Source organism: Pseudoalteromonas sp. AWM4_233, from assembly GCF_056158285.1.
In genome coordinates, this window is sequence record NZ_JBSWSZ010000113.1 from 822,896 (window position 1) to 847,494 (window position 24,599).

Below are 24,599 nucleotides of genomic sequence, written 5' to 3' on the forward strand. Positions count from 1 at the left end.
GAGTTGGCGAGTTGGCGTTAAAAATAACGACTCATTTTCTGAAATCAACTCGGTAGCACCGACTTTATGTCGGGTTTATAGAGTTGGCTAAAAGCTACAAGATAATAATTTTTAACACCAACTTTGTTTTCTACTGTTTTAACTAAAGCGCTACTGTCTTGTGTCTTTTGGAGAGTCCATCACTACATGGGTGGTGATGGTTCTCACCTGAGAAATTGAGCCCAGCACATCAGCATGAAGTGCTTTAAAGGTATGTAGGTCTTTAGTTTCTATACGCAAAAGATATTCATACGGGCCCGTCACATTATGGCACTCTTTGATTTCATCAACAGCTTGTAGGGCTTGCTCAAATGCGAGTTGAGAAGGTGTTGAGTGCTCAGTCAACCCAACAGCCACATAAGCGATAAAACCAACGCCCAGCTTTTCGGGATCTACTACTGCCTTGTAGCCTTTTATCAAACCTGACTTTTCTAATTCTTGCACTCTTCTTAAGCAGGCTGAAGGTGACAAACCAATTTGCTCAGCAAGCTCAGTGTTGGCAATTCGCCCATCCCTTTCTAAAATGCGCAATATTTGTTGGTTATATCCATCTATTTTCGTCATTAATTGCAAAACCCAAGTTTATAAAAGTGAAATACGCGTGATAATTGAGCTAGAAACTCGCTAAGCTTGTTTTAACACAAGTAAAGGAATAATCCTATGACACAAGAAATCATTCTCGCGTTTGCGGCGTTCGCGTTTGTTTCATCTATCACGCCAGGACCAAATAATTTAATGCTGATGAGCTCTGGCGCAAACTTTGGTTTTAAAATGACTGTGCCACACCTGATGGGTGTCGTGGTTGGCTTTGCTATTATGATCGAGTTAGTTGGGTTAGGCGTCATGCAACTATTCAATGCGTTCCCAGTGACTTACGACATTTTAAAAGTCATTTCTATTGTCTATTTGCTTTACCTTGCCTACAAAATTGCAACCGCAACCCCAAGTGAGAGCAAAGATATTACAGAAAAAGGCAAACCTTTTTCATTTATGCAAGCTGCACTCTTTCAGTGGGTCAACCCTAAAGCGTGGACTATGGCACTCACTGCGGTGAGCGTTTATGCACCAGAACAAAACTTACTCACAGTCACTATAATCTCTGTTATTTTTGCAATCGTTGGCTTCCCTTGTGTAGTGAGTTGGATTGTTTTAGGACAAAAAATGCAGGCAATATTGAAGCAGCCAAATCATATGCAAAAGTTTAACTGGGCCATGGCGGGGCTATTAATCATCTCTATTGTTCCAGCGCTTTAAAAACTGCTATAAACTTTTCATCAGCAAAATATCAGTTTTTTATCAATAGAAAATCAATTAATTAGCTGTATTTACTTTCATCATGGTGGCAACTATTCAAGGAGTCACCATGAACATAATTAAACACTTCACATTATTCATACTTTTACTCGCCTGCCTATTAAACTCGCTCGCACACGCACAAGAACAACAAAGCAAGGGTGTTCAAACAATAAAGCATCAGTTTCAATCTAAGGCTGCCAAACAGGCGATTTCATTCGATGTCATATTGCCTTGGGGGTATGACAAAAATCAAAAATACCCTGTACTCTATACCACATCAGGAGGCAGTCGAATTGATATGCTTACTTATCAAACCGATTGGCTAAGTCATGTTGAAATGGGCCCAATGCCTGCCATGATCATCGTACAATTACCCCAACTTAATGTTGAGTCAACACTCCATCCTAAATTTGTATCGGCTTCCGGCGTTGCCAATCCCTTAACATTAAATGTACTAAAAAATGAACTCATCCCATTTATCGATAAAACCTACTTAACTTACGACTACAAGGTACTAGAAGGCTATTCGAGTAATGGTAATTTTGTGCTGTTTGCATATGAACAATCGCCGACTTTATTTAATGGTTTTATCGCTAGCTCACCAGCTCTAGAGTTAGACAAGTCAGGACTTGTTGAAAGACTTTCAAAGCTAAAGTATTCAGAACAATATCAAGATAGGTTTTTTTATCTTTCTCTTGGCTCCTTCGTTAATAACGCACCACTGTTTGAAAACATCAAAGCCAATTTTAGTCAGCAAGCGTTTCAGGCTAGATTTGCAAATTACAGCCAATATAATTTCTTATCGGTTGCAAGCCTGAGTATTACCGATGCTATGGAAAACCTATTTGCCGATAAAACCCCAGAAATAGCGCAATTTGCAAATGCAGGCCGACAAAGTGTCATTGCTTACTTTAAAAAGCTCTCTGAAAAATACCAGCAAACGCTTAGTCCAAACCCAAGCTTAATCGATTTAAGTTTTCACTATGTAGAACACAAACAAGGTGAAAAAGCCGTTTCAACGATGCAATATTTAGTAAATTCGCACCCAGAAAATACCTTCTACTTAAGCAGGCTAGCAAAGGTTTATGAACAATTGGGAGAAACTGAAAAGAGCCGCCTCACATTACAACAAGGCATTAAGCTTGCGACTAAGCTCAACAATCAAGATGCCCTCACCTATTTCAAAGGTGAATTGAGCAAACTTTAGACTCAGTTTGTTTAGGCAATTTAAGCAGCTTAGTTTTATTCAATTGAGCTGCTACGCTCTGCACGTTAAACTCAGCAAAAAAGGAACAAACTTATGACATTAAACGACTTCTTAGCTCAGCTTAACGCCCAACCAGAAACCATTACTTTTGAACTGTGTCAGCAAATAATTGCTGATAACTATACTTACACTGCGACAGCTTTTAACAATAATGGCTTGCAAAGCAGTGCTGAGCAAAACCAAGGCTCTTGTAAAATCTTAGCTTTTGCACAACTCAACAACTTAAGCAAAGAACAGACACTACATTGCTTTGGTGATTATTATCGTATCGACGTTGTTCAACACCCTGAAAATGACGATCACGGTAATATCCGTACCCTTTTGAAAGCTGAATCGAGTGTCGCAGCAGTTACTTTCGACGGTACGCCGCTTCAGTAAGCTTTTCGTCATTCAGATAGTGGTTTAAGATAAAGAAGCTTTAAACCACTATTTGATATTATGTCTATTGAACAAATTTGGGCTGAATACAAAAACAGCCTGCACGCTTTTTTACTGTCGAAAGTGTCTAACCCAGCTGACGCCGAAGAGTTATTACAAGACATCTTGTTAAAAACACATTTGCAGATCCACCAGCTGAAAGATCAAGCCAGTATCAAGCCTTGGCTTTTCCAAATTGCCAATCACGCCATTATTGATTTTTATCGCAAACACAATAACTACCAGCATACCGAGTTGATCGAGGTAATTGAAAAACAAGATGCAAACATCCGTGCTGATTTAATTAGATGCATCGAACCATTTCTGCAGGCCATGCCTGAAGATGAAGCTGACTTAATAAGAAAGATTGACTTAGAAGGCTGCTCTCAAAAACAACAAGCTGAACAGCTTGGAGTAAGTTACTCCACCTTTAAGTCTAGAATGCAAAAGAGTCGAACTGACTTAAAAGTGCTTTTCGATCGCTGCTGTGATTTTGAGTTAGATAAACAAGGCAATCTAATTGACTATCATAGAAAACCACAACAAACAGAAAAAAGAATTAAATAAAAACTTTAAAATAGTTTCGTCTTTTTGAACCGCGCTTCGTCTTAATAAGTGAATACAAAACACCACTATTGGAGATGAAATGCATTTATTAAGCAACCAAGCTTTTGACGTAACCCCTAAGCAATTCTCAATCAGCAATCATAAACCGCGTGTATTGGTGCTTTACGGCTCACTTAGAGCCCAATCAATGAGTCGTTATGCAGCAGAAGAAGCGGCAAGAATACTTGAGCATTTAGGCGCTGAAGTTAAGTTGTTCAACCCAAAAGGACTGCCTCTTTTTGATAATGGCGTATCGGTCGAAGACGAAAAAGTCCAAGAGTTGCGCGCTTTAGTAAAATGGTCAGAAGCTCAAGTTTGGTCTTCTCCCGAAATTCACGGCAACATGTCGGCTGTGCTTAAAAACCAAATTGACTGGATCCCACTCTCAGAAGGTGCAGTAAGACCCACACAAGGAAAGACACTGGCCGTCATGCAAGTATCAGGCGGCTCACAAAGCTTTAATGCTGTAAATAATATGCGGATACTCGGGCGTTGGATGCGTATGTTAACCATACCGAATCAATCTTCAGTTGCGAAAGCGTGGCAAGAATTTAACGAAGACGGTACGATGAAAGAGTCCCCCTACCACGCTCGTATTGTCGATGTGATGGAAGAGCTAATGAAATTCACATTGCTGACTCGCGATAACCTAGATTGGTTGGTTGACCGATACAGTGAGCGTAAAGAGAGCATTAATACTGCTATTAAAGAACAAGTGAATCAGGCTGATGTACTTGAAGTAAAGCCCAAGTGTAAAACAAAGAAACAAGCTGCTGCGACGAATACTTCCAAAGTTGCATGTTGCTAATTTAAACTAGAATACTTTCTTTATATGTATTGTTAGATTTCATAGTAACCGGATACTAGAAGTTAATACCAATCCTCAATAATACTTAATCATTTTGAGGGACTAAAACTGACGTTAGCTTCGTTGATAATTTCTTATTTAGAACAACTAAATAGCAAAATTTTCGCCTAGCTATCGACAAGTTTTACTTGCCTCAAAATAGATCACTTAATTAAGAGGATTGGTATAACTCTAAATTCAAATGCTAAGTTAGTGAAAGACAGTTTCCCTCTCAAACTGTCTTTCTATTACTGCTAGTTAATTTGGTTTCGACCGAACCTATTTATTTAAACAACACTTATACAACTTGCAGAAAAATCAAATCCCCCCTGCCTAGAAACCTTTAAAATATTGAAATGATTGCTAATAAAAAACATCAGCAAGACGTCAGACTGATTTCATAGTCCTTTCATGTTTTTTGTTTTTATAAAGTGGAATATCAATTCGTCAACATGAAAATCATCGACTCACGTTGGGTCTCGTTACAGGAAGAAACACCATGTTAAAGAAATTGATAGTTTTAACTTTATCTATATTGCCCCTTGCTCAGCTACATGCTGAGCAGACAGAGTTCGCCACATTTAAAGGCGCATATATGGGCCAGCAAACGCCGGGGTTAACTGCTGAACCCTTTGCACCGGGTATTATTTCAACACAGGGTTGGGAACTTGAAGGTGTGTTCGCACCCGGTATGAAAGAGTTTTATTACACCATTGACCTTGCGCAAGGCAACAAAGACAAAAAGTTCAGCCCGACGGTGATTGGCTACAAGCTAGAGAATAGTAAATGGCGTAAATTTACCCAGTTCCCACGCAGTGGCGAGATTGTATTCTCTGAAGATGGTAACACCATGTATATGGCTGAAAAGTACAGAGAGCGCACAACTGAAGGCTGGTCTGAACTAAAAAGCTTAGGGCCATTAATCGACAAAAAAGAATATGGCATCATGCGTCTATCAGTATCAAACCAAGGCTCGTACGTATTCGATGACTATAAAAGCAATGATCTTATCCGTATTTCTAAATTAGTTAACGGCCAACGCCAAGCACCTGAAGTCATGGGAAAACAAATTAACACAGGGAAATGGACTGCTCACCCTCTTATCGCACCAGATGAAAGCTATATTATTTGGGATAGCGAAAGAGAAGGCGGCTTTGGTAAGTCAGACCTCTATATCAGTTTCAAGGAAGACAATGGCGATTGGGGCAAGGCCATTAACATGGGCCCAGAAGTAAACTCAGCAGAAAGTGATTTTTACGCCAGCGTTACACCCGATGGGAAATATATTCTCTTTAACCGAACTATCGACAGAGAAAAAAGAGACATAGACATCTATTGGTCAAGCGCAGAAATTATTGAACGATTGAGGGAAAAGCACAGCAATAACGATGTGACTTTAACTGAATAAAAACATGCTAGTTTTAGAGTGGCACACTAAGATCCCAGTTTGATTGTGCCACTTGAATCTAAAAACTCACAATAACAACACAAAATGTATAGGAAAGTTATGAACCTAAGATCTGTTGTAATCTCATTATTCATTTTGATACTTTCTTTAAGTAATGTGGCTTATGGTCAAAACAAAGAACCAAATCTTGAAGGTAAGTATTTAGGACAAACACCGCCCAGTTTAACTCCTCAAGTCTTTGCGCCAGACCTTATATCTATTCAAGGTCGATATGAAATGGGGGTTTCATTTACTCCAAATCTCGAAGAAATCTATTTCTCCTCGCAAAAAGAAGGCGATGTGGCATCTATACACTACTCACAAATGACTAATGGTGTATGGCAACCGATAAAAGAAGCAAATTTTACCCAAGGTCAGAAGGCTGGAGAAATGGAGCCATTTGTGTCACAAGATGGTAAGCATATTTACTTTACTGCGTATAATAAAGACTTCACCGATACCAAAATTTGGGTAGTCAAACGAGAAAATAATGGTTGGAGCACAGCCAGAAAACTTAAATCTCCAATCAATAACGAAGAAGTATTTAACTCTACACTAGCAAGCAATGGCGACCTTTATTATACGGATATCTTTAAATCACAAACCTTTTATTCACCGCTCAAAAATGGGCAATACCCAGAAATCTTCCCAGCAGATATCCCTTTTGGAATTCATGGGTTCATTTCACCTGATCAAAGCTATTTACTCATTGATAATAGAAATATAGAAGAAAAATCAAGAAAAGACAGAGACTTGTATGTTTATTTCAAACAAAAAGACGGTAGTTGGTCAAAGCCTATTAATCTAGGGGAAGGCATAAACAGCAAAGTAAGTGAAACCGTCCCCACGGTTAGCCCTGATGGTAAATTTCTGTTTTTTAGCAGATTTGATGAAAAAGAAGGCTTCTCTAATATTTATTGGGTAAGTTCTGAGGTGATTGAAAAACTAAGGCCTAAAATCTAGCTGTTTATTTACAAATAACTTTCAGTTCAATTGACCTGACTTCCCACTAAGTTAGGTCAACTTATATCTATGTACTCTTTAAAAGTGCCAAGAGCCGCTTCATTTTTTCATTTGAATCAAACTTCTTACAATATAAGTAATAATCTACACTCGGTAAAGATTGCTCAATAAAAGCAAAATCCACATCATCCTTAAAACGCTTCACGATGCTAAATGGTACAATCGCAAACCCTAAATTATTTGCTACCAAAGACATAGTCACAGCCTTTGATTTTACTTGCTGTATACTGCAAGGCTCAGATTTCACTTTTTCAAATTCACTGGCAATTTTATCGAATAACTCGGGTTGGATCTTACGTGGATAACTTATATAAGGCTTATCATTAAATTCTGATAAGCACACTGTCTGTTTAGCTAGATCCACATTCCAGCTCTTTGGGTATACAGCCACGTAGTCTTCTTGCTTTAATTTATAAACTTGATGTCTAGGTAAGTCATGTTCATGAAGCCTGACGACTGCAGCATCTAATAAATCTTTATCACAAGCTGTAAGCAATTCTTTCGTATTGCCTTCTTGTAGATTAATTACAATATCTGAGTTTTCTTTGTGAAGGCACGCCATTCTCTCACTTAAAAAAGCATCGAATGCAAGTGGTATTGCACCCAATGCAAGAGGCCTATTTTCAATATTTTTAAGCGTTTCAGCGATGGCTTGATGACTTTCTAATAGTCCTTTAGCAATTGTAACTATCTTCTTGCCTTCCATAGTCAAGTTCACAGATCGTGTTGAACGCTCAAAAATTTGAAGCCCTAGGCGAGATTCAATATTTTTTACTTGCTGGCTTAAGGGCGGTTGCGCCATATTTAAACGCTCTGCAGCCTTACTAAAACTAAGCTCTTCAGCGACAACCACTATGTAGCGACATTTTTTGATATCCAACCAATCTATATTCATTTCATATAAATAACGCTAATTTTTATATTTGTTTTGTATCAATTATCAAGGTATTAATAAAGAAATTCTTAAGCCGTATAAAAGGAATCTTTATGAAAATACTCTTAAAAGCGATATGTCTAATACTACTCTTGAGCGTTTCGCTATCTGCAGAAGCGGATTTACAGCAACATCAAATATATTCACCAGCCATTGCAGACAACTTTATTGGCACCAATGCAACTCGTACCATTAGCGTCTATTTACCAAAAGATTACGAAAAAAGTAATAAAGCATACCCAGTTTTATATTTCTTAGGTGCTTATAATTGGGGGGCTAACTTTGCAAATTCCTTCGAGAAAATATTTGCTGATTATGAGCAAACCAAAGAGCCTCTCAAATTCATAGTCGTTATGATTGATGGTGACACGCCGCTAAGAGGTAGTTTTTACGTTAACTCCAAAGCGCATGGCAGATTCGCGGACTTTGTTACTAAAGAGGCTGTGCAATGGGTAAACAACAAGTACCGTACTAAAACAGATAGCAAACACACAGCAATAGCAGGCTTTTCTATGGGAGGCACAGGTGCATTACGATTTGCCGCTGACAACCCAGCTCAATTTGGTCATGTTTTTGCTTTAAGTCCAGGTTTAATTGACGATAATGGCCTAAGTACTTCATATTTAGGCAATACCAAAGCAATTGCGCATTATGAGCGCTTTCGCAGTGCACTCGCTAAAACAACTTCACCAAAAACCTTAATGAAAGAAGAATTTAAAAGCTTTCAAGGCATGGCACTTTGGCAAAATGGCGAGGATAACAGTAATGCTGCATTTGTAATGGCATATGGTGGTGCATTTGCGGGTCACAATGGAGAACCATTCGGTGCACACTTTAGCCAAGTTAAATCACAAATACATAAATGGCGCTTTGGTTTTGGAGAGTTAATCAACCAATATAGTGATAGTAAGGTGTTATCAAAATTACACTCGGTTAGAGTTGAAGTAGGCAAACACGATGAATATAAATGGATTGCAGATGGTAGCCTCAAGTTAAAAACGTTAAGTGAAGCACAAAAAACCAAAGTAAATGTAATCGTATTTGATGGCGATCACAGTAGCAAAGTCAGAGAGCGAATAGCACAAAGCATGTTACCGCATTTTCAATCGTTACTATAAATACTCTTTTTTAATACTGTGGCGTTAGTGATGCCACAGTATTTTAGCTTACCTTTAGAACGTTTATCTCTTTGGCTTCACCACCTACCTCGACTTTGCTTACTTGTCCGTTTTCTAGCTTTACACTCGCACTCAACTTGGATGCTCGTCCCATAGCGCGGCCTTGTTCAAAAACAAAATCAAGTGTCTCTTCGCCTGCAAAAACATGCTTAACAAGATAACAAGCCAAAGCGCCACTTGAACTACCTGTCGCTGACTCTTCTGGAATACCAAAAAGCGGCGCGAAATTTCTGCAACTGGCAGTGAATTCACTGTCAGAATCATTTAGCTCAAAAGCATGCATACCAATTAAATCGTACTTTTCACAAAACTCGCTAAGCTTCTCGTTATCTACTTCTAATTTGTCTAAACAACCTAAAGGCACTGGCACAATCACATCATGTAAGCCTGTGGAAATGACTTCAATGGGTAACTGAGTTGAAGATAATACGTCAAGCGGTAAACCAATTAATTCAACGATATCTTCATACTCGAAGGTTTGTAAATAAGTCGGGCAAGCTTGCTCCATCACTACACGGCCATCTTCTTCAACATTAACTGATAAAATGCCTGCTTTCGTGCGTTGTTTATACTTGCCTGCAGAAATTAGATTCTTGCTCAATAAAGTTGAAAAAGTAGCAAGCGTAGCATGACCGCAAAAGTCAACTTCATCCGTGACAGTAAAAAACGACACTTCAAAATCAACCTCATCATCTTTTGAGACAAACGCAGTTTCTGAGTAACCTACAGCTTGTGCTATTTTGAGTTTTTCAGCATAAGACAAGTCGTCCGCGTTTAGTACTACTCCAGCTGGGTTTCCGCCTTTGCCGTCCATTGTGAACGAATTAACTAAAATAGCGTTTATGCTTTGCAAATCAACACCTTTAAATTATTACCTAATCGTTATGAAGTTAACCTTCAAAGTAAAAGAGCGCAATCAAAACGTTTACTGATTAAAATAAAAAAAGCCGCTATCAAAAGCGGCTTATTTGTTAATCTCTGAGCAGTTAAAGCTTAAACCTTTCTACAGAGTCAGCCAGCCTATGCGCAAATTCACTTAATGACTCACTGCCTTTGGCCATTTGTTTCATCGAGCTGGCATTTTCGCTTGCGGTATCTTTCGCTTCTAGCATGACATGGCCAATACGCTGACAATCGCCCTCTTGTTGCCCCGCTGATTGTGTCACTTGCTCACTTAAATGCGTCACTTCATTTAGCGCATCTTCAATTTGTTGCATTACAGCAACCAATGCTTGGCTTTGTTCAACACAAACAGATGCATCTGTTTGCCCTACATGAATCGCATTAGCAGCTTGCTTAGTATCTTGCTGTAAGGCCGAAATCATCTTATTGATTTCTTCGGTTGAATCTTGAGTACGAGATGCAAGCGTTCTTACTTCATCGGCAACAACCGCAAAACCTCGGCCTTGCTCACCCGCTCTTGCGGCTTCAATGGCAGCATTCAGGGCAAGCAGGTTAGTCTGTTCAGCAATCGACACAATGGTGTCTAGAATCGAGCCAATATTGTTACTGTGCGAGGTCAAACGGGTCATCATTTCCACCGCCTCTGCCATCTTTTCATCTAGAGATTCGATGTGAGACTGATTATCAACTACCAAGGTTGAAGCCTCTGCTTTGCGTTCATTCGCTTGAAGTAAGCTCTCTAAACTTTGCTGCGCATTTTGAGACACATTTGATGCTGAACTAGATACATTTTGTGCCAAGCTTGCTGCGTCATCCATTCTGATCATTTGTGATGCAGCATTATCTGCTACTAGCCGACTCTCAGACAGCGACTTTTCAGACACGCTATCAAGCTCGTGCACTTTGGTGTTTATGTCATTCAGTAAGTTTCTAAGGCTGTCTTTTACCCTGTTAATATTATCAATTAAAGTACCAAATTCGTCGTCATTACGCTTTTTCATGTCGCGAGAGAAATCTCCCTCGGCCAAAAAATTCAGCATTTTATTTACAGCTTTCAATGGGGAGAGCATGGCTTTACTGGTCGAATATGCTATAAATGCTGCTAAACCGACAAAGATGATCACTAAGATAATCGCACTGGTTTGGGCTTGAGCAATCAATTCTTGTGTAAGTTTTTGAGACGATTCAAACGATGTTTTGGTCTTATCTTGTATTGCATTTAATGCGCTAATGACATTGACAGAGTGCAGTTCTGATTGACGATAAGCGGCTGTCGCATCTACTTGAGACTGGCGTTGTTTATCAAGCTGAGCGTATAAACTACCAGGTGAGCGAAGTAAACTCTCAAGCTCCCGTTGTGCATTTTCAAAGTTGTTAAATACTTCCTCTGCATTAACGCCTTGAGCTTGACGTTTAAGAAAAGCAAAGTTGTCACTGATATTGTCTAAAATAAAAGACATATCTTCTTTATGCTCGCTGAGATTAGCGAGAGTTAACGTAGGGATCTGTTTAGCATTGCTTTCTAACGTAAACAGCATATCGTCAATACGAACACCTGTCCCCATCATTTCTTCAAGTTGACGATTATTCACACCTTCGAGCAATTCTATATCTAGCATAGCAACACTCGCTTGCTCTTTGTTATCTAGAAGTTTTATGAGGAGTGAAGAGATGTCATTCTGAGCAAGGAGTGATGTCGTTTTAAGTGCAAGCATTCTTTCGCCTGCTTGCTCCATAGCCTCAACAGTTTGTTCAACCTTTGATAATGAGCCACTTAAAGTTTGATCGTATGACAACTTGTTTTTGAGTTGAACTACTAACGTCTGCTGCGATGATGAGGCTTTGTCAAAACTTTGTTTTGCTTGAGTAACCTCACCAGGTGATTCTAAGTTGTAAGCTTGAGCAATGAGTTTGCTTAACCTCAATTGCTGAAGCTGAAGCTCATCAACGGCCCGTTGCCCTGGTAGTGTTATGTCCGTTACTTTTCTATTTGCATCACTGATCTGTGACAGCGCCATATATCCCAATGAGCACGCCAGTAAAAGCAAAATCCCGATTGCCCCAAAGCCTGCTGTTATTTTTTGTTTTATTGTTAAATTGCTAAGCATAAAAATGGTTCCCACGGTTGAGGACCGACCACTATGTTACAAAACAAAGCAAATTCCAAGCATTTACTCTAAAACAATTAATGTTTATTTAATAAATTTAGGCAATTAACATCAAAAGTTGCAAATTTATAATATCGATTTTTAAAAATTTAGATGAACAAACTTAAGTGCTAGAAATTTGTGGTACATTCAAGTGGCAATGTTTGCTATAGTCAAACAGAGATAGTATGAACTTGGCCTGGGAGTTTTTATGTCCAATGAGCCTGATAATGTCTTTTTATTCCAAGACGAGCCCGTTTTTTCAACACCTCCAGCCCCCCAATTTCAACTCAATACCTGGCCTGTACTCATAGTCGATGACGACGACGAAATCCATAAGCTATCTAAATTGGTATTAAACACATACCAATACCAAGGCAAGAACCTTACGCTTTATCATGCTTATAACTCTGAGCAAGCACTTAAGTTAATTCAATCTATAGATAATTTGTCGCTCATTTTATTAGACGTCGTTATGGAAACCGATGATGCTGGCTTGAAAATAGCAGGTCATGTGCGCGAAGTATTTAATAACACTTTAGTTAGAATAATCCTCAGAACTGGTCAGCCAGGTGAAATGCCAGAACATGAAGTAATGTTGAACTATGACATCAACGATTACAAATCTAAGACTGAACTCACCAAGCAGCGACTTTTTACATCTATTACAGCTTCACTTAGAACTTATGAACATCTCATTCAATTGGATGAAATGACAAAAGAGTTATCAGCATTCAATGAAAACCTCGAAGCCAAAGTGATTGAGCGCACAAAGCAACTAGAGCAAGCAAACACAGATTTAAGAAATACTCTGGGTGAGTTAGAAGAAACTAAACAGCAGTTAATCCATTCAGAAAAGCTAGCATCAATTGGTCAACTTGCTGCAGGCGTAGCCCATGAAATTAACACTCCCCTTGGTTATGTCTCCAGCAATATGGAATCTTTGGCTGAATATATAGATGATATTAAATTGGCATGGGGCGATATTGAAGAAAATAACTCTGAACTCGCAAAGGAATTATCGGCCAAGCATGATCTTGAGTTTATTTTCGATGATACTCACTCAATAATGGAAAGTGTTGAAAGTGGTTTAAAGCGGATCCGAGTGATCTCTAAAGACCTAGGACATTTCTCTCAAATGGAAAAAATGCCAATTGCCAATGTCGATATCAATAAAGACGTCATTCAACTCGCTGTTAATATGGTTGCCTCCGAGCTTAATCCTAATATTGACATTGATATCAACTTGGCAGAACTTCCCCTCATTGACTGCCTTCCAATCGAATTGAGCCAAGTGCTCATCAATTTACTGATGAATGCCAATGATGCAATCTCTGATAACGGCAAAATAGACATACAAAGCCGTTTACATAATCAGTGTATTCATATCACTATTGCAGATAACGGCTGCGGTATGGAGCAATCTACGGTTAATAAACTCTTTGACCCCTTCTTTACAACAAAAGAGGTTGGAGAAGGCACAGGCTTAGGGTTATCTGTATCACATAAAATTATTGAAAGTCATCAAGGTTCGATTACTGTTGAGAGCAAGCCAGGAAAAGGTAGCCGCTTTAATATAGCTATCCCAGTTCTAAATTAGCAGTTCAAATACTGAGATAGCTTAATATTGCAACAGCTAAAAAGAGCCACCATGAGAAGTGTTTACCTTTCGTAAAATAAGCCGACAAAGCAGTACTCAGTAAAAAAACTAAACTCACAACATAAAGAATATTTTCACTGCTACCCTCACTATGCATGAATAAAAGCGAAGCAAAGCCAAACCAGGCAATTGATGTGATATGCCAAGCAAACCTTATAGTTCCTTTAGTAAAAGCATCACTACCGTAAATTTTTGGCAAATTATCACGACGAAATAGTCTGATAAGTATAAACTTCTCACCCAGTACCGAATGCAGAACCCCCAAAATAATAAGAATACTTGCAGCAATCAATAACATAATCCGTCCTATGGCTTTTTACTTATGCGTACTTTTACTTATGAACGCTTTTATTTATAACCACTCTGTTTCAGTGCCACCTTTTCAATACCGTGCTCGGGTGTAAACTTCTTAAAAATTCTAAAACCATGTTTCTCGTAAAGCTTAATTGCTGGTTGGTTAACCGCAGCCGTTTCGACGATAGCATATTCAAACGCTTTCGTTTGAAGAACAAACTCAATTAAAAGACTCGCTATCCCTTGTTTAAAAAACAATGGAGATACCGTTAAGCTCTCTATTTCTAATGTTGTTTTTGAAATATTCTCTGCTGATTCCTCATTCAACGATATTTCAATTACACCCGCAAGCTTACCTTCAACAATAAATCCATAAAACTGAGTCGTTGATGCTTGTATGTGTTCAACTGTGCGTGACAAAGGCGGAAAGTCTTCAACACCAACTAGCTCAGCCTCGATTTTGTAAGAGCTTTGAAAAACCTGATAAATTTGCTGGCTAACTTTAGAAACTGAATTGTTTAACTGTTGGATCATCATCTTTTTTATTGTTATGGATATAGAAAAGTACTGAGAATAACTCACTCAATAATCAAAAGGTTATTTTTGCTCAGCATTTTATGCGCAATGAAATTGTAAAGCACAAGCCAGACAAACACACTCGTTAAGACTGCGTAGCCTCTAAAGGCAGGTAAAAGCCAAATCATCAACACCACAACCAACAAATATGTAATGAGTACTGACGCAAAAAGCTTCAAAGATTTAAGCTTCAGCCTCACACTACAATGATTGCACTTAAAGTAAAACGGAAAGAAAGCGAGAGACATTGCAAAAGGCTCGATTTTTTCGTGGCACTTTGGGCAAATCGCATCAGACATCTTGGCTCCTCTCAACTTCATACAACTCTAAAGGTAAACCATCTGGGTCTTGGAAAAAAGTAAAGCGTTTTCCAGTGTATTCATCCACACGAATAGCCTCGACATCAACCCCATGGCTTTCTAATGTCTTTACTTCAGTGTCGATACATTCAACACAAAAAGCCAAGTGCCTTAACCCCTGAGCTTCGGGGCGGCTCACTCTTTTTGGCGCATTCAGAAAAGAAAACAATTCAATTTGGCTGCCATCAGGCAAAGCCAAATCTAGCTTGAAAGAGTCTCGCTCTGCTCGGTAATTTTCTGCAACGACTTTTAACCCTAAAACTTGTTTGTAAAAAGCTTTAGACCTTTCATAATCAGAGCAAATAATTGCCGCATGATGAATGCCTTTTAAATTCAACCTCTTCTCCTCGCAAAATAGGACATTATCAAAACTTACTCATCTATAAACGTCCAAGTGTCCGCACCGTCAAAACACCTGACCTTGATATCTTGTGCAGCTGCGGGGTCCACCATACGAAAATTCACAGCAGTTTTCTCTCTACCGGCTTTTTCAGTCAAGGTGTAATGGGTTGTGCACCCACATTTTCTACAGCGATGAAAGTGTATGTATTCATCACCATGACTGTAAATTTCTGTACCACCTTGGCCTATATTGAGCGAAACGTCTTGCGGAAGGTAGTTTCCCCACAGGGCCGCTAAGCGATGGCAGATAGAGCAATTACAACTGGTAAGTGACTCAGGTTTCGGCATCGTTAATTGAATATTCCCACAATGACAACTTGCATTTAGCATCTTATTTTCCCTTTATTTTTTATTAAGTTGTAGTAAATCCCATTTATTTCCGTAAAGGTCTTGAAATACCACTACTGTGCCATATTCCTCTTCTCGTGGTGCTTCATGAAACACCACGCCTTTACTTCTCATAAACTCATAATCGCGCCAAAAGTCATTAGTACGAAGAAACAAAAATACTCGACCTCCAGTTTGATTTCCGACTGCGTTTTTCTGCTCATCAGAACTCGCCTGCGCTAATAATAGATTCGTGCCATTCGAGTTTGGCGGCGACACTTGAACCCAGCGTTTTCCGCCTCCCAAGTCTGTATCTTCAACTAAGGTAAATCTAAGCTTATTTGTATAAAACTCAATGGCATCATCGTAGTTTTCAACCACTAAGGCAATACAGCCTATACTTTGTTCAATTTCTTCTGACATCTGCGACCCATCTATTTTTAACTTACTTGAATTCAACCATGACCAATTCGTTATTGGTTTTCACAAAGTTATCACCCAGCATCTTTAATGACTGTTTTGAGAAGTCACTCATAAACAAATTTTTTTCATCAAAACGCCCTATAATTTCGGCTTGCTCTAATGCAGGTTTATAGCGCCAAACATTTTGCTGTTTATCTTGCAAAAAGACCTCATTGCCTTTGACGTAATAGCGGCCCTGAAGTGTTAATGCTGGCAGAGCTGTAATTGCTTGCTCCTGACCTGAAACAACTTTTTTAAGTTGGCTGCTGTCATTCAATATTAGGGTGTTATTGGCTAACACCTGTGCCCAATGAAAAGGCCCTTCAAATAGAGTACTAAGGCTATTTGTTTTTAACTCTATGGAAATTAATGAAGTTTTTAATTCTGTTTCAGATTGCACGTATAAGGTATTGGCTGTTGCCTGCAGCAATTGTTTTACTTGTACATTCAGCGGAAGCTTTGTTGGCTTAGAGTTTTCATCAGCAAGGTTTAAAAGCCAAACATGATTTTCAATGAGATAAGCTACTCGATTTTTGTCTAACCAAATATGATCTGTAACAGCTCCTGCTTGTGTCAGTTGCAAAAGCTGCTCACCCTCTTGCAGCCAAATCTGAGTTGAACGACTTCGGTTGCTGAGTACACTGATTTCACCTGTTTCAGGTCGGAACTTACCCTGCATATCAGTAAATTTAGAAGGTGCAATATCAACGACATTATTAAGGTTTGTTACAGAACTTAATCGAACCTGGTGGTTATCTCGACCCAGCAAAGCAAACAACTGCTCTTCAATAAAGGTTAACTCAGATACTTGCATGCTGCTGGCTAGGTTAGTGTTGCTGATGACTTTTCCCTGAGGACTATATTCTACAAGTGATTTATCTAGCGCTACCCATAGATTGCCATTGTCTGAAAATGTCATAACCAAATTGCCCAAACTTAAAGTCTGGTTGAAGCTTTCAGTCAAGTTAATAGCTTCTAGTTTGTGCTCTGTTAAATCAAACAGCTGTAATTGATTATTAAACTTTATAGCAAGTCGAGTTTTATCAGGTGATATGAAAGCATTATCAATCTGACCTGCAAGCAAACTAGTTTGTTGATGTGTTTGAATATTCAAAGAAATCAGCTCTGACTGCCATTGTTTGTCGGTTTTAATAAACAAAAGTGTTTCATCATTTATGAAAAGCGGTGTGTGATTGAAGTCATTTTGGCAAGGCAATACACGAGTAAGCGCTTTTGTCTCGATATCTAAACCCACCAACTCGGCGCATTTAACGCCATTTTGCTCAATGATTTGGCCAAAACGCAGTTGCTGTTTATCTTCAGCTAAAACCATTCGACCATAAAGATGCGCTTTATTTAACAGCACTTCTCTCAGGTTGTTTTGTGTATTGTGAAGCACTAACTGGTTGCCAGCTTGTTTATCGATAAAAATAAATTCAGTCTTAGACAGTGGCATTACTTGAGTTAGTTGCTCCGATTGTGTGTCTAAACTGATTAAATTTGCCTGATCAGCTTCTGCTTTTGTCGTCGGTTTATAAAACCAATGAATAGACGTAAATATGACGATTAATAATGAAACAACGGCTAACAAAGCAATGGGTTGATTCAAGAGACTCTGTTTGGCTTGGTAGGCGGCTGTGATGTTTTGCTTTTCAAGCGCCTCAACTTCAAGCTTTTCATTTTCACGATCTTTACCTTCAAGGCCTTCATTAACAAAAACCAAGCTATAACCGCGTTTTGGATGCGTCCTAATAATAGCCTGCTGTTTGGCTGTATCGCCAAGAGACTTTCTCAGTTGTGCGATAACACGCTGTAACGCATTAGGTGCAACTATAACACCTTGCCAAACTTGTTGTTGTAATTGCTCATAGCTGACTAGCTCACCTTGAGCATCAAATAACACTTTAAGCACCGCCACCAGCCTAGGTTCGAGTTGCGTTACAGTGCCTTGCTTGCTTAGTTCGCCTGATTGCCAGTTTATGGTGAAACCATGAAAATGTGCCTGGTGCATACTTAGTGAGCTCGCAAGTTCTGCAAGATATTGCACTGACTCGAATTTGCGTCATCGCAGCCTTCGAGCAAGCCCGTTAAGGTTTGCTCTAGTGCTTCAAGTTCAATTTTGGCTTTTTTAACTCGCTCTAACTGCGCTGCAATTATGTCATCAACATGATTATTATGCCCTTCGCAGGCATTGCCATGATCGCATCCAAGCACTTTTTTAATCTCTTCAAGAGGAATTTGTAAATCTCTACAACGGCGAATAAACGACAAACGCTCAACATCCTCTTGCTGATAAACCCGATACCCATTGGCAGCACGTGCGGGCTCTGGTAATAATCCAATCTCTTCGTAATAGCGAATGGTTTTACTGGTCACCTGAGTTAATTTTGAAAGTTCGGCAATTTTCATGTTGACCTTCCTGTTACTGGAAGCTTTATAGTGGCCTTACACTAACGCACTTTTTATTCGTGTGAAATGGTTAAACTCATTTAAATTATTGGTTTATAGATTAGTCATGTTGAAATCGCGCATCGCATACATTTTTGTATTGGTCTTGCTGCACAGTTTATTAAACTGTGACCGCGCGCCTTTTCATGCCGATAATAGTCATGATGAACCAGTCCATGTTCATGAGTTAGTTAAATCACCTCATTTCGATCAAGCCGATGACGGCTCTCAGGTTTTCCACGCTGATATTCATAACCACCACACTTGTCACAGCGGCAATAGCGTTAAAGTGCAAAGTGTGCTGGCTTACAGTGAACAAATAAGCACTTACAACCCTGCGTATCAAAGCAAGAGTTACCCGCCTTTAGTACCGCCTCCGAGTTTACTCAATCACGCCTAGCGCACACATTTCAACATTTTTAAACCGATGGCTTCTAGCTTCTAGCTTCTAGCTACCATCCAGTGTGCGCTCGACTGTTAATTTTCATCCAGAATTTTAGTAAATTGAGTAACGAACATGAAAAAAATCTCATTTTTAATCATGGGCTTGGCTGTTTGTATGCACCAACCTGTGTGGGCTGAGCAAACTCCGCTTAGCCTAAAAACTGTGCTACAACGCACACAAGCGAACCACCCTAGTTTGCAACTTTACAAAGAAAAAGCTGCAATTATCGAAGCGAACCGCTTACAAGCGGGTTTATCACCTAACCCAGAATTAAGCTTCTCGCTCGAAAATGCATTCGGCAGTAACGAAGCAAAAGGTGTCAGTGGTGTAGAAGGCACTTTACTTATTAGCCAACTGTTTGAACGCGGCGATAAAGTGCAGCGTCGCATTGCGATGCAAGATAGCAAACTAGCGCAATTTCAAACTGAATATCAACTCACGCAACTCGATGTATTTGCTGATGCCACCGCGCAATATTACCAGGTGATGCACTTACAAAGTTTGTTAGCATTAAGTCAAACGCAGCAAAGCAAGGTATCAGCTGCGCTTAATACCATTAAACAGCGTGCAGCGGCAGGTGCGGTATCGAATGCCGATGTGGCTCGGATGCAGTTTGAATACGGGACGCTACAGCTCCAGCAGCAACAACTTGAAAGTGAATTTACAACAGCAAAACTGCGCCTTGCCCAGTTTTGGTTAGGTGAAACTGACTTCAATACTGTTCAAAAATTACTGCCAACACGAAGCAATTCTTACGTCAATGCTAACAGCAATCTGAAAACAGAACTGACTTTGCCTAATTTAGCTGACTTACATAACGCCATTGATATGGCCCCTGAAATTCAGCTTATCGCACAACAAGTGCTTGCCGAACAAGCAGCTATGCAATTGGCTTCAGCTAATTCGGTAGCAGATCTTACTTTGGGCACTGGAGTCAGATTTGATAATACCAGTAACAGTGCTTCACTGCTGTTTGAAGCAGCAATGCCACTGCAACTCAGCAATCCGCAACAAGGCAATATTAAAGCGGCTAGTGCGCAAATCGACTTATTAAGTGAGCAGCAGCAATCAATTCGCCAATCTCTTAAACAGCAGATAACCCAAACCTACGCCCAAGCGCAAAACCAACAACGCAGGCTCTTGCAGTTGCAAAGCCAATTACTCCCTTTGGCAAAAACTTTAATCTCACAAAGTTTAGACAGTTATCGTCTTGGTCAGATCTCAGTGCTGCAACTGTTAGATGCGCAAAAAGAGCGTTTCAATACCGAGCAAGCGATCATAGACACGCAGATATCAATGCTTAATTCGCACCTTTTATTACAACGCTTGATAGGCAACACCTCGCTATCAGCTCTAAATAACGCTCATTCACAGTCACCTCTCTCTAAAGAAACTGCAACTTCTTCGCCATGGAGCAACACATTATGAAATCATTAAAACTATCGACTATCGCGTTAATATTCGCTTTCTCAACGCTCGGGATGACTCATAGCCCTATGGTTTTTGCTGGCCAAGGGCATGATCACGATGAAAAGCCGACTTCGGCTCAGAAACAACATGATGAAGAAGAAAACGTCGTGGTACTCACCGAGGAAGCCATTCTTGCCAATGGCATAAAAACCGAACGTGCGAGCAGTGGCACAATAAGCCAACACGACACCTTGTTTGGCGTGGTTGCGCCAACCATAGACAACACTTTCACCATCATGGCGCCTTATCAGGGCATTGTTGAAAAAGTATTTGTTGAAATTGGTGATCGAGTGACAAAAAACCAGCCGCTACTCAAAGTACAAAACCGCCAAACCTTACAAAGCTATATCATCAAGAGCCCTGCCGATGGTGAAGTCACAGAACGTTTAATTGCACAGGGGCAACTGGCATTGGATCAAACCTTACTGACCATCATTAATCTTGAGCAAGTGTGGGTTGAGCTGTCGGCATTTCCTGAAAACATCGAAAAGCTCCAAATCGGTCAAAGCGCTGATATTTACGATTTACACCAACACTTAAACACCTCGGGCAAGGTCTCGTATATCGCCCCGATGATGACAGGCGGACATATCGCCCGGGCAAGAGTGGTGATAAACAACCGTGACGGACACTGGCGACCAGGCATGCATGTAAAAGCCGATGTAAAAACGGCAGAGCTTACGAGCCAATTAAGAGTGAAACAAACCGCCATTCAAAGCTTAGAAGAAGAAAACGTGGTGTTTGTTAAAACCGCAAACCGCTTTGAGGCCCGTCATGTAACACTTGGCAAAGCCAATCGCAAATGGGTGTCGGTCATTGAAGGCTTAAATGCGGGCGAAGAGTATGTCACTGAAAACAGTTACATCTTAAAAGCCGATATTCTAAAAAACGGCGCAAGCCACGCGCACTAAGGAGCAGATATGATTGATTTTATAGTATCTTTTGCCGTAAAGCGTCGCTGGCTAGTCATGGCAGCCACTTTGCTGGTTGCCGCATTTGGCGTGTATAACATGACACGCTTATCGATAGATGCGGTGCCCGATATCACCAACGTACAGGTGCAGATAAATACCAAAGCCACCGGTTTCACCCCGTTAGAAACCGAGCAACGGATCACCTATTTAATAGAAAACGCCATGGCAGGATTACCAAACCTCGAAACAACACGCTCGCTATCGCGTTATGGTTTATCTCAAGTCACCGTTATTTTTGACGAAGGCACCGATATTTACTGGGCAAGACAGCAAATAGGCGAGCGGCTGCAAAGTATTCGCAGCGAATTGCCCAAAAACATAGAACCAAGTATGGGCCCTATCGCCAGTGGTTTAGGTGAAATATTTACCTATATTGTCAGAGCACAAGACAGTGCCAAAAAGTCCGATGGCTCAGCTTACAGCGCAGAAGAACTACGCACTTTGCAAGACTGGGTTATAAAACCACAACTCATGAAAGTTAAGGGTATTACAGAGATAAACAGCATTGGCGGGTTTGAAAAGCAATATCAAGTCGCCCCAGAGCCGAGCAAACTACTGGCGTATAAACTGACTATTGCCGATGTGGTTAATGCGCTTGAGCAAAATAATGCCAATCGCGGCGCAGGTTATATTGAGCGCAATGGCATGCAGTATTTGGTTCGCTCTCCTGGGCAATTGAAAACCCTGACGGACATTGAACAACTTGTAGTCGCAAGACGTGACGATGCACCTGTTCGTATTAAAGACATAGGCAAAGTCTCGTACGGAAAAGAGCTGCGAACCGGCGCTGCCAGTTATGGCGGTGAAGAAGCAGTACTTGGCACAGCCATGATGTTGATGGACGAAAACAGTCGTGTGGTTGCCAAAGCAGTTGCCGATAAACTACAAGTAATTCAAAGCAGTTTACCTAAAGGCGTCATCGTCGAAGCCGTTTATGACCGCACAACATTAGTTGATAAAACCATTGCCACCATAAAGAAAAATCTATTTGAAGGCGCGGTGTTGGTCATCGTTATTTTGTTTTTATTACTTGGTAACATCACAGGTGCACTCATCACCGCATTGGTTATTCCACTGAGTATGTTGTTTGCCGTGACGGGCATGGTAAGTAATCGTGTTTCAGGTAACTTAATGAGCTTAGGCGCCATAGATTTTGGTTTAATAGTCGACGGCGCGGTCATAGTCGTTGAGAATGCCCTGCGCCGTTTGGGATTAGCGCAACAGCAACACGGTCGCTTGTTAACCTTACAAGAGCGCTTAGACGTTGTGTATTACAGCACCAAAGAGGTCTTTAATCCCGCCGCATTTGGCATGCTGATCATCATGTTGGTGTATTTACCTTTATTTGCTCTAGAAGGCGTCGAAGGCAAAATGTTCCAACCAATGGCGTTTACCGTAATCGCTGCGTTAATTGGCGCGCTGATCTTTTCTATTACCTTTGTGCCTGCAGCCATTGCCATTTTCGTTAAAGGTAAAATTGAAGAAAAAGAAAATCGAGTCATGCGCTCAGCAAAAGCCATTTACCAGCCGTTACTCGCTTTCTCTTTAAAACACTCAGTTGCTTTAGTCATCGTGGCATTCACTTTTGTAGGAATTGTCGCTTGGCAAGCACAAAAACTTGGGGCTGAATTTTTACCTAAACTCGACGAAGGTGATATTGCTATGCATGCGCTGCGGATCACGGGCACTGGGTTAGAGCAATCGGTTGAGATGCAATTAACGCTTGAAAACACCATTAAAACCATGCCTGAAGTGGCGCATGTGTTCTCAAAGATTGGCACACCTGATGTCGCCACCGATCCTATGCCGCCTAATGTGGCAGATACCTTTATGATCTTAAAGCCTAAATCTGAATGGCCCAATCCTGATGAAAGTAAAGCCGATGTACTTGCTCGACTCAGAGCTAAAGTCGCAGACATGCCGGGTAATAACTACGAGTTTACTCAGCCCATTGAAATGCGCTTTAACGAATTAATCGCCGGTGTGCGCGCCGATGTGGCACTGCGTATTTATGGCGATGACTTAAGTGTACTTAAACAATATGGTGAAAAGGCCACTGCACTATTGAAAAACGTCAAAGGTGCCACCGATGTGCGCTTAGAGCAAATGGCTGGTTTACCGACTTTATCGGTTGAACCACAGCGTGATCATTTGGCATTACTCGGCTTAACGGTCAGTGATATTCAAGACACCCTCGCCGCTGCAGTCGGTGGTGTTGAAACAGGCCTAATTTATGAGGGCGACAAACGCTTTAAACTCTTAGTCAGGCTTGATAAACAATGGTCACAAGATTTAGAGGCCTTAAAATCACTGCCTGTGGCTTTACCTGCAAGTCAAAATCCAGATCTGGCGTTTGTGCCTTTGGGCGAAGTGGCCAATATCGAGTTAACCACAGGGCCGAATCAAATTAACCGTGAAAGCGGCAAACGCAATGTGATTGTCACCGCCAACGTTGATGAACGAGATTTAGCCAGCTTTATCAGCGAAACAAAAACGCTTATGAATGGCGAACTCAATCTTCCTGCAGGTTATTGGCTTAATTACGGTGGCACTTTTGAGCAACTCGAATCAGCCAGACAGCGACTCAGCATTGTTGTGCCTGTGACTTTATTATTGATTTTAGGGCTGCTTTATAGCGCGTTTAATTCAATCAGGGATGCATTGGTCATTTTCAGTGGCGTACCATTAGCGTTAACCGGTGGTGTATTGGCTTTAGTGCTCAGAGACATGCCTTTTTCAATTTCTGCCGCTGTGGGCTTTATCGCCCTCTCCGGTGTCGCAGTGTTAAACGGCGTGGTAATGCTGTCATTTATCAAGCAGCTCAGGGAGCAAGGTTTAAACCTATACCAAGCCATCGAGCAAGGTGCGCTTCAAAGGTTACGCCCAGTAATGATGACCGCCCTAGTCGCAAGCCTTGGTTTTCTACCCATGGCGCTAAATGTCGGTACAGGTGCAGAAGTACAAAGGCCGCTGGCTACTGTTGTCGTTGGCGGTATTATTACCTCAACATTGCTTACTTTAGTGGTGTTACCTGCGCTTTATAAATTGGTTTATCGAAGATAACGGTACTTTCTTTTC

At 40.5% G+C, this 24,599-nt stretch carries 25 protein-coding genes; 13 read left to right on the forward strand and 12 right to left on the reverse strand.

Features of this window, described 5'->3' with window-relative positions; all coding sequences use genetic code 11:
* Window positions 1-150: 150 nt before the first annotated feature.
* The gene (locus ACXAC4_RS24995; protein WP_475167113.1) at window positions 151-603 is read right to left on the reverse strand and encodes an Lrp/AsnC family transcriptional regulator; all 453 of its coding nucleotides are present in this window, start codon (window positions 601-603) and stop codon (window positions 151-153) included.
* A 96-nt stretch (window positions 604-699) separates the two neighbouring features.
* Here ACXAC4_RS24995 and ACXAC4_RS25000 point away from each other — a divergent pair, with 96 nt between their 5' ends.
* The 7 genes from ACXAC4_RS25000 (at window position 700) to ACXAC4_RS25030 (ending at window position 6,882) form a co-directional block, all read left to right on the forward strand.
* On the forward strand, window positions 700-1,293 hold the full coding sequence (locus ACXAC4_RS25000; RefSeq protein WP_475167115.1) for a LysE family translocator: 594 nt from the start codon (window positions 700-702) through the stop codon (window positions 1,291-1,293).
* A 109-nt stretch (window positions 1,294-1,402) separates the two neighbouring features.
* Window positions 1,403-2,542 carry an alpha/beta hydrolase-fold protein gene (locus tag ACXAC4_RS25005; RefSeq protein WP_475167117.1) on the forward strand — a complete coding sequence of 380 codons (1,140 nt, stop codon included), beginning with the start codon at window positions 1,403-1,405 and terminating at the stop codon, window positions 2,540-2,542.
* 93 nt (window positions 2,543-2,635) lie between these two features.
* On the forward strand, window positions 2,636-2,980 hold the full coding sequence (locus ACXAC4_RS25010; RefSeq protein WP_475167119.1) for a HopJ type III effector protein: 345 nt from the start codon (window positions 2,636-2,638) through the stop codon (window positions 2,978-2,980).
* A gap of 60 nt (window positions 2,981-3,040) precedes the next feature.
* Complete coding sequence (gene sigZ / locus ACXAC4_RS25015) at window positions 3,041-3,586, forward strand: RNA polymerase sigma factor SigZ (protein WP_349287585.1); 546 nt, start codon at window positions 3,041-3,043, stop codon at window positions 3,584-3,586.
* 79 nt (window positions 3,587-3,665) lie between these two features.
* Window positions 3,666-4,433 carry an arsenical resistance protein ArsH gene (gene arsH, locus ACXAC4_RS25020; protein ID WP_475167121.1) on the forward strand — a complete coding sequence of 256 codons (768 nt, stop codon included), beginning with the start codon at window positions 3,666-3,668 and terminating at the stop codon, window positions 4,431-4,433.
* A 538-nt stretch (window positions 4,434-4,971) separates the two neighbouring features.
* The gene (locus tag ACXAC4_RS25025; protein ID WP_475167124.1) at window positions 4,972-5,880 is read left to right on the forward strand and encodes a TolB-like translocation protein; all 909 of its coding nucleotides are present in this window, start codon (window positions 4,972-4,974) and stop codon (window positions 5,878-5,880) included.
* A 99-nt stretch (window positions 5,881-5,979) separates the two neighbouring features.
* Window positions 5,980-6,882 (forward strand): TolB-like translocation protein, encoded by a 903-nt coding sequence (locus ACXAC4_RS25030; RefSeq protein WP_475167127.1) that lies wholly within the window; start codon window positions 5,980-5,982, stop codon window positions 6,880-6,882.
* 67 nt (window positions 6,883-6,949) lie between these two features.
* On the opposite strand, the gene ACXAC4_RS25035 is transcribed toward ACXAC4_RS25030, so the two are convergent.
* The gene (locus tag ACXAC4_RS25035) at window positions 6,950-7,822 is read right to left on the reverse strand and encodes a LysR family transcriptional regulator (protein WP_475167128.1); all 873 of its coding nucleotides are present in this window, start codon (window positions 7,820-7,822) and stop codon (window positions 6,950-6,952) included.
* Window positions 7,823-7,929: 107 nt separating this feature from the next.
* Here ACXAC4_RS25035 and ACXAC4_RS25040 point away from each other — a divergent pair, with 107 nt between their 5' ends.
* Window positions 7,930-8,994 carry an alpha/beta hydrolase gene (locus tag ACXAC4_RS25040; protein WP_475167132.1) on the forward strand — a complete coding sequence of 355 codons (1,065 nt, stop codon included), beginning with the start codon at window positions 7,930-7,932 and terminating at the stop codon, window positions 8,992-8,994.
* Between the two features lie 43 nt (window positions 8,995-9,037).
* Here ACXAC4_RS25040 and ACXAC4_RS25045 read toward each other — a convergent pair whose 3' ends face one another.
* Both ACXAC4_RS25045 and ACXAC4_RS25050 read right to left on the reverse strand, forming a co-directional pair.
* On the reverse strand, window positions 9,038-9,907 hold the full coding sequence (locus ACXAC4_RS25045; RefSeq protein WP_475167140.1) for a PhzF family phenazine biosynthesis protein: 870 nt from the start codon (window positions 9,905-9,907) through the stop codon (window positions 9,038-9,040).
* Between the two features lie 133 nt (window positions 9,908-10,040).
* On the reverse strand, window positions 10,041-12,065 hold the full coding sequence (locus ACXAC4_RS25050; protein WP_475167145.1) for a methyl-accepting chemotaxis protein: 2,025 nt from the start codon (window positions 12,063-12,065) through the stop codon (window positions 10,041-10,043).
* A 250-nt stretch (window positions 12,066-12,315) separates the two neighbouring features.
* Between ACXAC4_RS25050 and ACXAC4_RS25055 the strand changes: the two genes are divergently transcribed.
* The gene (locus tag ACXAC4_RS25055; RefSeq protein WP_475167150.1) at window positions 12,316-13,704 is read left to right on the forward strand and encodes an ATP-binding protein; all 1,389 of its coding nucleotides are present in this window, start codon (window positions 12,316-12,318) and stop codon (window positions 13,702-13,704) included.
* 4 nt (window positions 13,705-13,708) lie between these two features.
* Here ACXAC4_RS25055 and ACXAC4_RS25060 read toward each other — a convergent pair whose 3' ends face one another.
* From ACXAC4_RS25060 to ACXAC4_RS25095, 8 genes are read right to left on the reverse strand one after another with little or no spacing between them, the layout of a single operon-like run.
* Window positions 13,709-14,062, reverse strand: a complete 354-nt coding sequence (locus ACXAC4_RS25060) for a hypothetical protein (RefSeq protein ID WP_475167152.1) — start codon at window positions 14,060-14,062, stop codon at window positions 13,709-13,711.
* Window positions 14,063-14,112: 50 nt separating this feature from the next.
* A complete protein-coding gene (locus ACXAC4_RS25065) occupies window positions 14,113-14,595 on the reverse strand; it encodes a GNAT family N-acetyltransferase (protein ID WP_475167154.1) in 483 nt (160 codons plus the stop codon).
* A 41-nt stretch (window positions 14,596-14,636) separates the two neighbouring features.
* Window positions 14,637-14,933, reverse strand: a complete 297-nt coding sequence (locus ACXAC4_RS25070) for a hypothetical protein (RefSeq protein ID WP_475167156.1) — start codon at window positions 14,931-14,933, stop codon at window positions 14,637-14,639.
* Complete coding sequence (gloA2, locus tag ACXAC4_RS25075) at window positions 14,926-15,330, reverse strand: SMU1112c/YaeR family gloxylase I-like metalloprotein (protein ID WP_475167160.1); 405 nt, start codon at window positions 15,328-15,330, stop codon at window positions 14,926-14,928. The genes ACXAC4_RS25070 and gloA2 overlap by 8 nt, the downstream gene beginning before the upstream one ends.
* A gap of 35 nt (window positions 15,331-15,365) precedes the next feature.
* Window positions 15,366-15,725: a GFA family protein gene (locus ACXAC4_RS25080; protein WP_475167165.1), complete on the reverse strand. Its 360-nt coding sequence runs from the start codon at window positions 15,723-15,725 to the stop codon at window positions 15,366-15,368.
* A 12-nt stretch (window positions 15,726-15,737) separates the two neighbouring features.
* Complete coding sequence (locus ACXAC4_RS25085) at window positions 15,738-16,145, reverse strand: VOC family protein (RefSeq protein WP_475167169.1); 408 nt, start codon at window positions 16,143-16,145, stop codon at window positions 15,738-15,740.
* Window positions 16,146-16,167: 22 nt separating this feature from the next.
* Entirely contained in the window at window positions 16,168-18,195 is a 2,028-nt protein-coding gene (locus tag ACXAC4_RS25090; RefSeq protein WP_475167172.1) for a winged helix-turn-helix domain-containing protein, read from the reverse strand.
* A 2-nt stretch (window positions 18,196-18,197) separates the two neighbouring features.
* Complete coding sequence (locus tag ACXAC4_RS25095) at window positions 18,198-18,593, reverse strand: MerR family transcriptional regulator (RefSeq protein ID WP_475167175.1); 396 nt, start codon at window positions 18,591-18,593, stop codon at window positions 18,198-18,200.
* 106 nt (window positions 18,594-18,699) lie between these two features.
* Here ACXAC4_RS25095 and ACXAC4_RS25100 point away from each other — a divergent pair, with 106 nt between their 5' ends.
* From ACXAC4_RS25100 to ACXAC4_RS25115, 4 genes are all read left to right on the forward strand, one after another.
* A complete protein-coding gene (locus ACXAC4_RS25100) occupies window positions 18,700-19,032 on the forward strand; it encodes a hypothetical protein (RefSeq protein ID WP_475167178.1) in 333 nt (110 codons plus the stop codon).
* Window positions 19,033-19,149: 117 nt separating this feature from the next.
* Window positions 19,150-20,505, forward strand: a complete 1,356-nt coding sequence (locus ACXAC4_RS25105) for a TolC family protein (protein ID WP_475167179.1) — start codon at window positions 19,150-19,152, stop codon at window positions 20,503-20,505.
* The gene (locus tag ACXAC4_RS25110) at window positions 20,502-21,458 is read left to right on the forward strand and encodes an efflux RND transporter periplasmic adaptor subunit (RefSeq protein ID WP_475167181.1); all 957 of its coding nucleotides are present in this window, start codon (window positions 20,502-20,504) and stop codon (window positions 21,456-21,458) included. The genes ACXAC4_RS25105 and ACXAC4_RS25110 overlap by 4 nt, the downstream gene beginning before the upstream one ends.
* Before the next feature lie 9 nt (window positions 21,459-21,467).
* Window positions 21,468-24,584, forward strand: a complete 3,117-nt coding sequence (locus ACXAC4_RS25115; protein ID WP_475167183.1) for an efflux RND transporter permease subunit — start codon at window positions 21,468-21,470, stop codon at window positions 24,582-24,584.
* Window positions 24,585-24,599: the final 15 nt, after the last annotated feature.